At 44.4% G+C, this 14,278-nt stretch carries 14 protein-coding genes and 1 riboswitch; of the genes, 2 read left to right on the forward strand and 12 right to left on the reverse strand.

The window, feature by feature from the left end:
• Both C8268_RS04580 and metA read right to left on the reverse strand, forming a co-directional pair.
• Positions 1-1,188: a PLP-dependent transferase gene (locus C8268_RS04580; protein WP_106766589.1), complete on the reverse strand. Its 1,188-nt coding sequence runs from the start codon at positions 1,186-1,188 to the stop codon at positions 1-3.
• Between the two features lie 32 nt (positions 1,189-1,220).
• Positions 1,221-2,138, reverse strand: a complete 918-nt coding sequence (gene metA, locus C8268_RS04585; protein ID WP_106766590.1) for a homoserine O-acetyltransferase MetA — start codon at positions 2,136-2,138, stop codon at positions 1,221-1,223.
• 132 nt (positions 2,139-2,270) lie between these two features.
• Positions 2,271-2,403, reverse strand: a riboswitch (SAM riboswitch).
• Positions 2,404-2,832: 429 nt separating this feature from the next.
• Here metA and corA point away from each other — a divergent pair.
• The gene (gene corA / locus C8268_RS04590) at positions 2,833-3,768 is read left to right on the forward strand and encodes a magnesium/cobalt transporter CorA (RefSeq protein ID WP_106766591.1); all 936 of its coding nucleotides are present in this window, start codon (positions 2,833-2,835) and stop codon (positions 3,766-3,768) included.
• Between the two features lie 52 nt (positions 3,769-3,820).
• Here the strand turns inward: corA and C8268_RS04595 are convergent, their stop codons facing one another.
• A complete protein-coding gene (locus C8268_RS04595; protein ID WP_106769834.1) occupies positions 3,821-4,831 on the reverse strand; it encodes an HRDC domain-containing protein in 1,011 nt (336 codons plus the stop codon).
• A gap of 236 nt (positions 4,832-5,067) precedes the next feature.
• Between C8268_RS04595 and C8268_RS04600 the strand changes: the two genes are divergently transcribed.
• On the forward strand, positions 5,068-5,370 hold the full coding sequence (locus tag C8268_RS04600; protein ID WP_106766592.1) for a DUF3055 domain-containing protein: 303 nt from the start codon (positions 5,068-5,070) through the stop codon (positions 5,368-5,370).
• Positions 5,371-5,422: 52 nt separating this feature from the next.
• Here C8268_RS04600 and C8268_RS04605 read toward each other — a convergent pair whose 3' ends face one another.
• From C8268_RS04605 to C8268_RS04645, 9 genes are all read right to left on the reverse strand, one after another.
• The gene (locus C8268_RS04605) at positions 5,423-7,354 is read right to left on the reverse strand and encodes an ABC transporter permease (protein ID WP_106766593.1); all 1,932 of its coding nucleotides are present in this window, start codon (positions 7,352-7,354) and stop codon (positions 5,423-5,425) included.
• Complete coding sequence (locus C8268_RS04610) at positions 7,344-8,105, reverse strand: ABC transporter ATP-binding protein (protein WP_106766594.1); 762 nt, start codon at positions 8,103-8,105, stop codon at positions 7,344-7,346. Before C8268_RS04610 ends, C8268_RS04605 begins: the two co-directional genes overlap by 11 nt.
• Positions 8,106-8,241: 136 nt before the next feature.
• Positions 8,242-9,249, reverse strand: a complete 1,008-nt coding sequence (locus C8268_RS04615) for a sensor histidine kinase (protein ID WP_106766595.1) — start codon at positions 9,247-9,249, stop codon at positions 8,242-8,244.
• Positions 9,242-9,937, reverse strand: a complete 696-nt coding sequence (locus tag C8268_RS04620) for a response regulator transcription factor (protein ID WP_106766596.1) — start codon at positions 9,935-9,937, stop codon at positions 9,242-9,244. The genes C8268_RS04615 and C8268_RS04620 overlap by 8 nt, the downstream gene beginning before the upstream one ends.
• 363 nt (positions 9,938-10,300) lie before the next feature.
• Positions 10,301-11,185, reverse strand: coding sequence for an ROK family protein (locus C8268_RS04625; RefSeq protein ID WP_106766597.1), 885 nt, complete (start codon positions 11,183-11,185; stop codon positions 10,301-10,303).
• Positions 11,186-11,225: 40 nt separating this feature from the next.
• A complete protein-coding gene (modB, locus tag C8268_RS04630) occupies positions 11,226-11,888 on the reverse strand; it encodes a molybdate ABC transporter permease subunit (RefSeq protein ID WP_420094269.1) in 663 nt (220 codons plus the stop codon).
• Positions 11,889-11,908: 20 nt separating this feature from the next.
• Positions 11,909-12,730, reverse strand: coding sequence for a molybdate ABC transporter substrate-binding protein (gene modA / locus C8268_RS04635; protein ID WP_106766599.1), 822 nt, complete (start codon positions 12,728-12,730; stop codon positions 11,909-11,911).
• Between the two features lie 90 nt (positions 12,731-12,820).
• Positions 12,821-13,684 (reverse strand): 5'-3' exonuclease, encoded by an 864-nt coding sequence (locus tag C8268_RS04640; RefSeq protein ID WP_199794918.1) that lies wholly within the window; start codon positions 13,682-13,684, stop codon positions 12,821-12,823.
• Between the two features lie 231 nt (positions 13,685-13,915).
• On the reverse strand, positions 13,916-14,278 hold the full coding sequence (locus tag C8268_RS04645; RefSeq protein WP_106766601.1) for an arsenate reductase family protein: 363 nt from the start codon (positions 14,276-14,278) through the stop codon (positions 13,916-13,918).

The following is a 14,278-nucleotide window of genomic DNA, read 5'->3' on the forward strand; positions in this document are numbered from 1 at the left end:
TTATACTCCTCCTTCTTCTCCTTCTACTTCAGTCACAGCTGCATTCAGCGCGGCATCCAGATCTGCAATCAGATCATCTGCATGCTCAATGCCTACAGAAATACGAAGCAATCGCTCGTCAACACCGACAGCTTGCCGAATTTCGAGCGGGATATCCGCATGGGTTTGAACGGCCGGATAGGTCATCAGAGATTCAACCCCACCTAAACTCTCGGCAAAAGCAATGAGCTTAATATGACGCAATAAAGGCTCAACATAACGTGAGTCTTTAACTTTGAACGAGAAAATCCCCGTATTTCCACTCGCCTGCTTTATCTGAATTTCATAACCTGGATGATCGGAAAATGCCGGGTAAAACACTTCAGATACGGCCGAATGCTCTTTAAGAAACGCCGCGATCGATGCAGCATTCTTCTCATGACGCTCCATTCTTAATGCTAGTGTCTTCATGCCTCGCATCAGTTGGTAAGAATCTGACGGACTGAGCACAGCCCCAATCGAATTGTGCAAGAAGGCCATTTCCTCTGACAGTTCTTTCCCCTTGGTCACGATGAGTCCAGCCAGCACATCATTGTGCCCTCCCAAATATTTGGTGGCGCTGTGCACAACGATATCGGCGCCTAGTTCGAGCGGTCTCTGGAAGAACGGTGTCAGTAAGGTATTGTCAACAATACTGGTCAATTCGTTATGACGGGCCCAGCTGCAAACAGCCTCCAAATCGGTGATCATCATGAGCGGATTCGTCGGCGTCTCGATAATCACCGCCTTGGTATGTGGTCCTCTGGCCTGCTCTAACGCATCCATGTCATTCGTATCCACATATGTAGCGCTTATTCCGAATCTGGTCAATATTTTTTCAATCAGACGATAAGTTCCTCCGTATAAGTCCAGCGACACAATAAGATGATCCCCTTGGCTAAAAAGGGCGAACACCGTTTGTAACGCTGCCATACCAGAGCTACAGGCAAACCCGGCATCACCGGATTCGAGATCAGCCGCTGCTTCCTCCAACACCTGTCTTGTCGGACTTTTTGTACGAATGTAGTCAAACCCCGTACTTTGACCCAATTTCGGATGACGAAACGCAGTCGCTTGATAAATAGGGAAATTCACAGCTCCCGTTGCTTGCTCCTCCATCGAACCGATTTGCGCTAGCCTGCTTTCGATTTTCAGCTGCTTCCTCTCCATGTTCACTCCTCCTTTAACCTTTACCTTCTTATCTATATTTGCGGTCCGATATCGTAAGGCGTTTCCTGATATACATAGTAATTCAGCCAGTTAGAGAATAATAAATTTGCATGAGCCTTCCAGACAGACAGCGGCTTGAGCGCCGGGTTATCCTTCGGGTAATAATGACGAGGAGGTGCGATATCCATCCCTTTGGCGATATCCCGCTCATACTCCCAGCTAAGCGAATCGGAGTCATATTCCGCATGGCCTGTGACGAACACCTGTCTTCCGTCCTTTGAGGCTACGAGATAAATTCCAGCTTCCTCGGATTCAGCCAATATTTGGAGCTCTCCCGATCGTTCGATATCTTTCCTGCGCACCTCGGTGTGCCGGGAGTGAGGAACATAGAACAATTCATCAAAGCCTCGAAGAAGCTTTACATTCGGTTCATTCACAGTATGGGAGAATACGCCGAAACACTTCTCTGAAAGACTATGCTTGGGTACACCGTAATGGTAATAAAGCCCGGCTTGAGATGCCCAGCATATATGGAAGGTTGAGGTGACATTTTTTTTGCTCCATTCAAAAATCTCAGTCAATTCCTCCCAATAGTTTACTGCTTCAAACTCCAATTGTTCGACAGGCGCACCAGTAATAATCATCCCGTCAAAGCGAGTATGCTTCACTTCTTCAAATGTTTTATAAAATGCCTCGAGATGCTCCGCCGGCGTGTTCTTTGAAGTATGAGAGCCCGGATGAAGCAATACAACATCTACCTGCAGCGGCGTATTACCGATCAGACGCAACAACTGTGTTTCCGTCGTTTCCTTCGTTGGCATCAAATTCAAAATGGCGATCCGAAGCGGGCGGATATCTTGATGAAACGCATGACTCTCATCCATTACAAAAATGTTCTCGCGGGCAAGGACTTCCTTTGCCGGCAGTGTGTCTGGAATTTTGATCGGCATAATTAAGCCTCCTTCAGGTTAATAAATAATTAAATAATTAAATTAAAGATGTTAGAGAAGGCTAAGGTAACGCAAAAATGACCTTTCTCTACTGAGAAAGGTCATTTGTACGTACACGTATACCATGCGCCTCTCTCATCTGTCAGAATTACGCGCTTCAAAATAAAAATAAAGCGCGTATATCCTGCAAGAATTAGCACCGTGCAATAATTCGCCGGTTGCCGGGTTTCATTGGGCTAGTCCCTCCACCTGCTCTTGATAAGATTTCGCTGTATGCAATTGTCATCAGTTTATACTGATTATCAATTTAAATCAAGAATAAATTTTCGTCAAGAAGCTTAGGCCTCCCAAAAGTAACACCTCACCTCCTTATCCCATACTCTATTCAAGGAAGTATGTTACACTTAATATTACCTTGAAAGGTAATAACCTCGGCGTTATACTAGACAGGTGCTAATAAGCCATGTGAAAGAGGTGACATGAAAATGGACGGTGACCCGAGCCAGAAGTTGGATGGGAGTGACCCACAATCGCATAGGACCAAGATCAGCTACCGGCGGCGGGCAGCGTTATTTTTCATGCATTCTTTTAGAAGCTTTTCATTCTAACGATGCGAACTGCCAATATGCCGGTATGCTGATACCTATGCCTTTATTCTAGTATGCGCAAGCAGTGAATTAAGGAGTGATATCAGATGAAAATCCGGTTGGTGAATTCGGGTATTTTTACCCCTATCGACAACATTGAAGCGACATTAACAGCCCCGGCTGACGGATTTTACTGGATTGATGCCGACGTTGAAGATCTGGCGGAACTCCAGCCCCTGTTCTCTCTGCACGATCTGGCAGTTGAAGACTCTCAGAGCGAAGATGAACAGCGACCAAAGATTGAAATTTATGAAAACCACTATTTTATCGTCGTAAACAGCATCCGCTTTGATGATGAGGAAATTTTCCTCCGGGCGCTAAATATTTTCTTGGGCAGACATTTTATCATTACAGTAACCAAGCAAAAAATCCATGAACTCCGGACTATAAAACCTCTTCTATGGGAAGAGGAGACGAACTCACCTGACCAGTTTCTATACATTTTGATTGATCTGGTCACAGATAACTATTTCTCGGTAGGAGACCGAATTGAGGCTCGCATCGATCAGCTCGAAGAAGATATATTGATGCATACCAAAAAGTCACATCTGAACGAAATTATCGGACTGCGAAGCGAGATTCTATGGCTGAAAAAAGTGCTTGGGCCTCAGAAAGAAGTCATTAACACACTCAACAAAAAAGACCTTCGCCTGATCGATGATCAGCTGCAAAAATACTTTAGCGATATTTACGAAAATGCTGTCAAAATATCCGACTCGTTCGAGACCTACCGCGATCTGATGAGTAACCTTCGAGAAGCATATCAATCCAGTATTGCGAACCGGGCGAATGAAATTATGAGAGTGTTTACCGCCATGACGACAATCTTCATGCCGCTGACGGTCATTACTGGTATATACGGTATGAACTTTGATTATATGCCTGAATTGAAATGGAAATATTCTTACTTTGCCATCCTTGGACTTATGATTTTTCTAGGCTCTGGCATGTATTATCTGTTCCGTAAAAAAGATTGGTTATGAAAAGATAAACGGGTGTTCCTCCATTTACTGAAGGTGCACCCGTTTCTTACGTTTATCCGGCGTTCCTCTCTTGAACCTGCTGCTGCCTGCGGAACCTGATCCGAATAAGACGCAAACGCTCGTACAGTTGCTCCAATCCGCCTTCTACAGCCGGCTCCTCACCATAGACACGCTGCATTACCGGTTTGAGAAAGGTGTCCCCCAACTCCTCAAAAGCTTTCCAAATGTCCGAAAGTTCTTTATCCGGCAAGTTCCCGAGCTCCAATCGGATAAGCGCTTCCGTATCATACCCATCCTTCTCCAGCCCCTCCAATTGCTCGACCAGTTCTCTACGCGTCATTCCCGTATTCTTACTCAGCTGCTCTAGGTTCAAGCCTTCAGCTATTCCCCTCAGCATCGTGCGGTTTCTTCGATAGTTATCCAGCTCCTGCTTATATTTATGCTCTTTCTGCTTATATAGCCAGGACAAAAACTCATCCTCCTTCAGTTCATCATTCACCCAATCCAGTGGAAATGTTGTCGTTCGCTCCACCTGTGATGTCATCTCCAGCCATTCAGCTCCATGCTCAGCAGCCTTGTTCGCACCAATCCCCGGCAGCTGGAGCAGCTCTTCCTCGGTTTGCGGCATAAAGGCACTGATGAGGCGGAGCACACGGTTGCTCGCTATAAAATATGGCGCTTTGCGACCCGCGGCAGCTTTTCTTCGGCGCCATGCACAAAGCTCCGTATACAGCTCTTCCGATCCATACAGCTCACTGTAACATTGCAACTTCAAGACTGAATAATTTTTCCCTTTAGAAATTTCAGGTTCATGAAATATCCCTTCGATGACCGGTCGGTAACCCTCGCTTAGCTTCATAGCAAGCTGATGACGGTATACACATAACAGTTCCTGCCATGAACCGCCCTCATACCAATCAACGTCCAGGGCATGTCCATCCGGCTCGATATCTCTCCAACCCAAACGCCACATTCCTTCCTCTTCCCCAATCCAAACCTGTGCAGTGCTTCCATCACTCACTCCATTATTCCGGGACATCTGATTCATAAAAACGATCTGCACACCATAACCTCCTTTATCGTTCACTGAAATATCAGCATAACGCAAAAAAAGCACCTTTCCCGCCGCAGCGACAAGAAAGGTGCTTCCCATGTTACATTCCGCATTATACTGTTATTCATCATAATACCATAATTTGTAACAACGTCAATATTTAAATTTAACATAATGTTATTAAGTCGTCCGGACTTTTCCTGTATAATGGACAACAACATGACATGAAGGAGTGAACTGCGAATATGACCGGGAAATCGCAGCAGCTTGATTTTTTATCCGACAGTACAGAATCCACATCCACCCGTTTTGTTACGTTTATTGGCCCCTCACTCAAACGTTTTGACCTGGCCGTCACGACAACAAACCATTTCTATGGAAAAAAATTAGTGACCGACCTTCAGTTTGGAAGAACGGCTATTTTGGCTGCCGATGATCTTGAACAGGAAGGCTATCTTGAGCAAACGTTCAATCTAGAACAAGATGAAGCAAAAGATTTGCGACAATTTCTGACGTTAGTGCTGGGAGATGCTCATTTTACAGATTAATTTTCACACCCACAAGAGAGTGCTGTTTCTATCTTCTTGTGGGGTGAGTGTTTTATAGTGCCTCTTTAATTACTTTTTTATAGAAAAGCACAGACAACAGACCAAAGATAGAATATAACCCCGTGTATAGCAGCATAACGATAATCATCGGAGTCCAAAGCTCTGTTCCGAAGAAGAACCATCCCGATTTGACAGCGAAATAACTATGAGATAATCCTACAATTAGAGGTATGCCAAAATTGAAAAGCTGCTTGCCTTGAATCCCCCGCAGTAAATCTCCTTGCGTGAATCCAAGCTTTCTTAAGATTGTGTAATTGCCCCTCTCCTCTTCGGCTTCATCCATTTGCTTAAAGTATAGGATACATCCAGAGGTAATCAAAAAGGTCAAGCCTAAGAAACCGACAATAAACATGACCAGCCCCATATTGGCTTTCTGCTCAATCATAAGGATACTCTGCGACGAAGCTTGTGATTCCTCACCTAAATCCAATCCAAGAAAAATCTCGTTTGCTTTCTCCATTTTGTTTTCATCCTGAATATCAATACCGAAATAATCGGAAATATCTTTCTGAATCTTCAGATTCAAATCCCCCGCCAACTGCTGGTAGATTGAATCATCCACGATCGCCACCGGCAATCCTAAGCTAAGATACATGGAAATTACCGTTTCCTTAGTTGTATCTATTAATTTTTGCTGAATTGAAATTTCTTTGCCTTTCAGAGCAATGTCCCCTGTCTTCTTTAGCTCGATCATGTTGTCCATTACATCATTGGCGCCTGTAAAAAGGGTCTCTTCGGGAGATAAATCGATATGCTCCACCTCTTTATCACTTACCACACTAAGCACCATGGTTTTATTGCCATCCACTTTACTAGAACCCACAATATGTGAAACATCCACCTCTACTTGCAGCACATTTCGATGGACCTCATCGTAATCGATACGCTGAGCCGACAATGCTTCTGTAAACTGATCTTTCTGTTCTTTAAAAGAGAAAACAAAGTCATTGGGTACGTATTGCTTAGCTGATTTTTCAGCCGAGTAGTAAGAAATATAACTTAGTGATAGCAGCCCAATCGCCAAAGCGGAAACCGTTGTGATAATCGTTAGCAAAAAAGCATTCGACTTCATCCGAAACATGATCGACGAAAGGGACAGCACCTCGTTCAATGACAGATATCCATCTTTGCTTTTTCGGATCATATTAAAAATGAAACTGACCGAACCTTTATAGAATAAATAGGTCCCGATAATAACCGTAGCTAAAATGATCGTCATCGCCCTAAACAATTCATCACTATTATAGTCACCGTTAAATAATTGAGTTGATGTAAAGTATCCATAAAAAATTAGTCCAATTCCAGCCAATCCCATCAATATCTCAAGGATAGACATCTTCTTCACTTTCTCTTGAGTCGTCGAATCGACACGGAACAAAGATAAAATGTTCTGTCTTTTAATAAACGTATAGTTCATGATCATAATAAGAACGTATACCGCAGCAAAGATAATAACCGTTTGAATTAACGCTTCTATTGAAAATTGCAAGACGACTTCTGTCTCTACATCTGTAATTTTAAATAAAATCATTAAAACGAGCTTTGAAGCCAAAAAGCCTACAAAAATACCGACCAGCATAGATCCAAAATAAAGCATTAAGTTTTCCAGAGTAAGAATGCTGAATATTTTTCCTTTGGTCATTCCGATCAATTGAAACAGCCCGATTTCCTTACTTCTGCGCTTGATAAAAATGTTGTTTGCATACAGTAGAAATATCGCCACAATCGCAACGAGCAGGACCGAAGCGGCCTGTATAGCTGCTGATCCTTTGACCGATCCTTTCAATGCACCCATCGCCGGATCATACTGAAGAGTAACAAAAGCGAAGTAAAGGGCCACACTGAAAATTAAAGCAAACACATAGAGAAAATAATTTTGGATGTTCTTTTTTAGATTTCGATAGATGAGAGAGTTAATGCTCATTTTGAACACCACCCAGTACGCCTTGTGTTTTTATAATGTCATTGAAAAAAGCTTGTCTCGTTTCCTCACCTTTGTTCAGCTGTGTGTAAATCTGTCCGTCTTTAATAAAAATAACTCTGCTGCAGTAGCTTGCAGCGACCGGATCGTGGGTAACCATAACAATCGTCGCCGCCAGCTTTTGATTTAATTGGCCTAGTTTATTCAACAGATCCGAGGCGGATTTGGAATCCAGCGCACCCGTCGGCTCATCCGCAAATATAATGCTCGGTTCGTGGATAAAAGCGCGTGCTGCGGAAGTCCGCTGCTTTTGTCCCCCTGATATTTCATTGGGATATTTGCTTTTCAGCTCATAAATGCCAAGCTCTGTCGCGACCTTTTTAAATCTTTGATCCGCTTCTTTTTTGGAAACGTTCCTTATAGATAACGGCAGCAGCACGTTTTCTTTAACCGTTAAAGTATCAAGCAGGTTATATTCCTGAAAAATAAAACCCAAATGGTGCTTTCTGAATTCAGCCAGCTCCTTTTCTTTCATGCCGGTAAATTCTTTTCCCTCGATTTTGATGCTCCCCTGGCTCACATTATCAATGGATGAAAGCACATTAAGAAGGGTCGTTTTGCCGGAGCCGGAGGCCCCCATAATGCCCACAAACTCACCTTTTTCAACGCTAATGTCGATGCCTTTCAGCACCTCTTGCCTGTTCAACTTGTTGCCATAGCTTTTATAAATTTTATTGGTTTCCAGAATCGCCAATTGTAATCACTCCCACTATAAATTAACAATGAATTCATTAAAGACATTGCACCTTTCATTACATTCATCATAAATCAGCTCTCAAATCAAATCCTTCGATTCGCCGAACAAATTATAAAAGCATGTGACAATCCTGTCACATGCTTGTTATATTCACAAACTCATTATTTTTGGGGAACGTTAATGTAAATGTTGTGCCGGCTCCAAGATTAGAAGACACATCGATACGGATCAGTAAAGAGTGGGCCACCTTTTGAGTTAAATACAGCCCCATACCGGTAGCGGCACTGTCTTGATGCTGGATGGTCGAGGTAAAGCCTTTCTCAAATATGCGGGGCAGATCTTTCGGATCAATTCCACGGCCAAAATCCTTGATCACAAGTCTAGTTTGACCGTCGGCGTTACGCTCACTTTCAATGATGATGTCGGAACTTTCACTATATTTTATAGCGTTGGTTAAGAGCTGCCGGATGATAAAACCGAGCCACTTCGCATCCGTCAGCACTTCTCTCACCTGAAGGTGTACATCGAAACCTATCCCTTTTTGCATACACCATGATTTCAGCTCTTTAATCTCTTTAAAAATAATCTGTTCCAGTTCCGATTGTTCGATATACAAGTCATTTTTGATAAAAGGTATGCGCTTTTGGTGCAGCTGCTGATCGAGCAAGAGGTGAATACGCAGCCATTCATACATCAGTTGCTTTTTTAGCGTTTCATCATTCGAACGTTCAATCATTAGCTTCATCGTTGTAAGTGGGGTTTTCACTTCATGAATCCAGGACAGCATTTCGTCCTTCTCTTGCTCCATTTCCATCATTCTTTGGGAAAGTTCATTTCGGTATCGTTCGTTCTGAGCAATAACGCTCTCTTCCACGATTTTTTCAATAGGACTCTCCGCTTCCACAAGAGCTGTAATCCCATTCACTTGGTCCCATAATTCAATACTCTTATAAAACTTTGTTTCTTTTTGATACCTCACCAGGAAAAAAAAGATGAAAATCGGCAGGGATAAAAGCACTCCATAAAGCAAGGACTTGAAAGGAATCGAAGGATCAACGAAAGCTATTAAAAGGATGAGCACTTGCAGAAACAGAAATAACGCAATCCAGCTTCGTCTCTCTACAATATACCTCCTAAGCATATGAACTCGCCTCTTCCGTAGCCATATACCCTTGTCCGACCTTCGTTTCAATAAAAGGGTCCAATCCGATATTTTCGAGCTTTTTGCGCAGACGGTTCACGTTAACAGTCAACGTATTATCGCTTACAAAATGCTCGTGATCCCATAAGCTTTTAATAATATCTTCCCGGCTGACGATCTGGTTCTTCCGCTCAATAAGCATCTTCAGAATAAACATTTCGTTCTTAGTTAGTTCAACAGAGCCTTTCTCGTTGGTAATGGTGTTTTTTACGTACTCTACCGTTGCACCGCGCCAGAATCTGAGGTCAGTCCGCTCGGTGTTGTAATTGTATACACGCCGAAGCGTAGCTTGAATTTTAGCAATTAACACATCAAAGTGAAAAGGCTTCTTGACAAAATCGTCTGCACCCAGCTGCATGGACATCACCATATCAGTCGGATGGTCTCGCGATGACAGAAAAATGATCGGTACATTGGAATGGGCACGAATCATTCGGCACCAATGAAAGCCGTCAAATTTGGGCAATTGAATATCTATAATAACCAGCTCCGGCTTAATGGAGGTGAATTCATGCAAAATATCGCCGAAATCCTGAACTCCGTATACGTCATAAGACCACTGCGATAGCCTTTCTTTTATCTCCTGAAACAAAGTCATATCATCTTCAATCAACATAATTTTGAACATAGCAAGTCACCACACTTTATATTCAGCATTCTTCTACTCAGTGTATAGTATAAGTTGGTTGGATGCTAGAATTTTCAATAATGCTGCATAGGTTGCAATTAAGGGCACTCCGAGTACGGATCATTCCTACGATCCCTCTTACCCCCGAATTTTATGAATTGTTCGTTAGATGAGAAAATCCGGGGACAAAGGCGAACGCTGCCGTTTCTTCGAAATCGCTTCGTCCTCTCCGCTGGTTCGTGCATATTCATCATTAGCTGGATAACCTTAAAACGCAGACAAAAGCCGCCCGAGGTTCAATACCCCAAAGCGGCCTGTACATCACTTATGCGGCAGCATTTTCTGCCGTATTTTCAACAACAATTACTTTGCAGCCTCGTCCGCAGCGAGTTTGGCCAGTGCCAATGCACCGCACAAGCCCGCATTGTCGCCCAACTTCGGCGGTACGATATATTCGGCAATGTTCTGGTTTAGGCTCGGATGGGAAACATATCCAGCCAGCATTTCCTGCAGCTTTTTATGAATTAGCGGGAACAGTTGCAACTGCTTCATCACTCCGCCGCCCATCACGATTCGTTCAGGCGAAAGGATCAGGACATAGTTCATCAGTGCCTGGGCAAGATAGTAAGCTTCCATCTCCCAAGCCGGATGATCCGGTGTCAGTTCAGCTCCGGCTACTCCCCAGCGTTTTCCTAGCGATGGTCCAGCTGCTAAACCTTCGAGACAATCGTGGTGATAAGGGCAAGTCCCTTCATACTTGTCATCCGGATGACGGCGCACTATAATATGGCCCATCTCAGGGTGAGATAAACCATGAATCAGCTGTCCATCCACTACTGCACCCGCACCGACGCCCGTTCCGATCGTAATGTACAAACAGCTGTTTAGACCTTGGGCTGCACCCCATGTATGCTCTCCAAGCGCTGCACCGTTCACATCGGTATCAAAACCGATCGGCACGTCGAAACGCTCCTTCAGTGCTTTAACAACATTAAAATTGCTCCAATGCGGCTTCGGTGTCGTCGTGATACAGCCATATGTAGGACTTCCTTTTACAGGGTCAATCGGACCAAAAAAACCAGCGCCGATCGCTTGAACCCCTTTATTTTCAAAAAAAGAATACACTTGTGCCATCGTTTCCTCCGGCGTTGTGGTCGGAAAACTTACACGTTCAATAACCGTGCCGTCCTCTTTACCAATTCCGCATACAAATTTTGTTCCACCAGCTTCTATCGCTCCAAGTATCATGTCAGTTCATCCTCTCTAGATGTATCAATGTGTATATTTATTAAGCTTTTTTCGGTTCATCCCGAGTTGGACGTCCGTTACCAGCCAACACCAGAAGAAACCAGGAAAACAAAATAACAATCCCTGTCCAAGCCCAAGCCAACCGGAAATTCCCGTTTCCTACAGCTAGATAGATTGCTGTCGGAAGTGTCTGCGTCTTGCCAGGTATATTTCCTGCAACCATCCAGGTTGCTCCGAATTCCCCGAGCCCTCTAGCAAAAGCTAGGATATAAGCGGTTACAGCCGCTTCTCTCGAAAGCGGAAACGTAATCCAGCGAAACACCTGCCATTCCCCCGCGCCGCTTGAACGTGCGGCATCCTCCAACTCGGAATCTACTCCCTCAAATCCGACCTTCATCGTTTGATAAACGAGCGGAAAAGAGACAACGACTGCCGCAATAACCGCCGCTCCCCAACTGAATACGATCGGCTGACTAAACAACCACTCCGCCAGCGAGCCGATCCAGCTGTTTCTACCTAGAGCAACCAGAAGGAGAAATCCTACAACGGTAGGGGGTAAAACAAGTGGCAACATCAGTACCGTTTCTACAAGCATCTTGCCGCGGAACACCGCACGATGCATCCACCGGGCAACCACTGTCCCCAGTATAAACGTAATGATGCTGGAACACAGTGATGTTTTTACAGACAGCCACACCGGCATCCAAAAGGCTTCGTCTATGCTCAAATCGATCCCTCCGGAAGGATAAAGCCGTATTTTTCAAAAATGTCGCGAGCCTCATCCGTCTGCAAAAAATCCAGCAGTTTCCTCGCCTCTTCAGGATTTTTTCCCATCTTAATTACAGCAGCGGGATATTCAATCAAAGTATGAGAAGCCGGGTCGATCTCCACCGACACCTTCACATCCGAAGATTGGATAGCATCACTGGCATAAACAAATCCCGCATCGGCGTTGCCGGATGTTACATACGATAGTACCTGCGTCACATCCTTGGCATACACAGCTTTGGACTCGACTTTATTCCATAGCCCTTCTCCCTCTAGAACTTCCTTTCCGTAAGCTCCGGCAGGAACGGTATCGAGCTGTCCGATGGCGATCACCTGAACCTCAGGTTTTATCAGATCCTGTAACCCGTGGATGCTATCGTCGCCCTTCGGAACGATCAGCACCAGCCGATTATGAAGCATCACCTTTGATTCAGAACGTTCAATCAACCCTTTTTGGACAAGCTGCTCCATCGGTTCCTTGGCAGCGGAAAAGAATAGATCAACCGGCGCCCCCTGCTCAATTTGCTGTTGAAGAGATCCTGATCCTCCAAAATTAAATTGAATCTTGATATCCGGATTACGGCTCTCGAATAGAGCTGCCGCTTCTTCAAGTCCGGATTTCAAGCTAGCTGCAGCGGATACGGTGAGTTCAATCTGCGTTGATGATTGCTTCGAAGAATGAGTATTTTGCCGTTCAACCGACATGCAACCCGTCATTATGATGACCGATAAAACAAGCATCCATGCTATCCATGTACTTTTTCCGATCTGTTTCATTCTTTTTCCCTCTACATCCAAAAGATTAAGGTACTCTCAAATCAAATGTTCAGCTTCGGTTATATTAAGATCCATCTGCCGCCAAGCTGCTCATGGCACCAGGGCCACACCCATCATACGGCTTAAACTCTTCATTTCAAGTTCCTCAAGCTTTGGCAATATACGCTCATCCTCTATTTCAAGAAGACACAGGTCCAGCTCACAGTCGACCGGCACTTCACAATGAATGGCGGCAAGGGACCTGGACAAATGCAGCATCTCCAGATCGGCTTCAATTTTACTGCGAACCCCTTTTGTAAGAGAATCCAAATTCGCGAGTACACCATCAATACTATCGTATTCTTGAATCAGCTTCATAGCCGTTTTCTCTCCGATTCCACGCACGCCCGGATAATTGTCACTCGTATCCCCCATCAGCCCCTTGACATCAATGATTTGATGCGGAAGAAGACCTTTTTCCTCATACAGCGTCTCCGGTGTATAAACCATATAATTGCCGTAACCCTTCTTCATAATGATGACCGAAGTTCGCTCGTTCACCAATTGGAGAAGATCGTGATCGCCAGATAAAATCATAACATTCGTATCGCTTCCAAAACGACGGGCCAATGTGCCAATGCAATCGTCAGCTTCGAAGCCTTCAACGCCAAGGTTTGGAATATTCAAGCTTTCTGTAACCTCACGGATTAAAGAGAACTGAGGAATCAGATCGTCCGGCGCGTCAGGCCGATTGCCTTTATATGCTGCAAATTGCTCACTGCGAAACGTCTTGGACCCCATATCCCAGCAGCAGGCCACATGGGTCGGCTGAAATGTATCAATAGCATCCCACAAATAACGAAGAAATCCGTAAATTGCATTCGTCGGAATCCCTGCCTTCGTGCGGCGAATATACCCACTGGAAGCCGTAGCATAGTAAGCCCGGAACAACAAGGCCATGCCGTCCACGAGCATCAGTGATGGTTGCTTCGTAGTATTCACTGTTATTTCATCGCTCCTTGCCTATCTGTTCAAAATCTTGTTATATCATAATCTGCCTTAGTCATTATATCATATCTACCTATTTTATAGCGTTCTCGCCAATCATGTCATATTTCAAACTAAAACTTTGCTTTTAAATAGTAAAAGAGCCCGAAGACTTGCTCTCTCCGAACTCTCCATTCAATCAAATTATAAAGCCTGCATTTATGCTTTCCATGCTCCCTCAAACATCTCTTCTTTGAAGCCTACGGTCACCTTTGTCCCATCCGATACAATCGGACGCTTGATCAGCATTCCGTTGGAAGCCAGCAGTTTGATCTGTTCCTCAGCAGACATGCCTGGAAGCTTGTCCTTTAATGACATTTGCCGATAGACTTCACCGCTCGTATTAAAAAACTTTTTCAGCTCAAGTCCGCTTTTCTCCACTAATTCAGACAGCTCCTCCGGTGTAGGCGGTTCATCTTTAATATGCCGGAGTGTGAGATGATGGCCTTCATTTTCCAGCCATTTCACGGCTTTTCTGCATGTGCCGCATTTTGGATATTGATATACGATCAGTTGGCTCAT

The sequence above is a fragment of the Paenibacillus faecalis genome (assembly GCF_900289175.1).
Classification (GTDB): Bacteria; Bacillota; Bacilli; order Paenibacillales; family Paenibacillaceae; genus Paenibacillus_AQ; species Paenibacillus_AQ faecalis.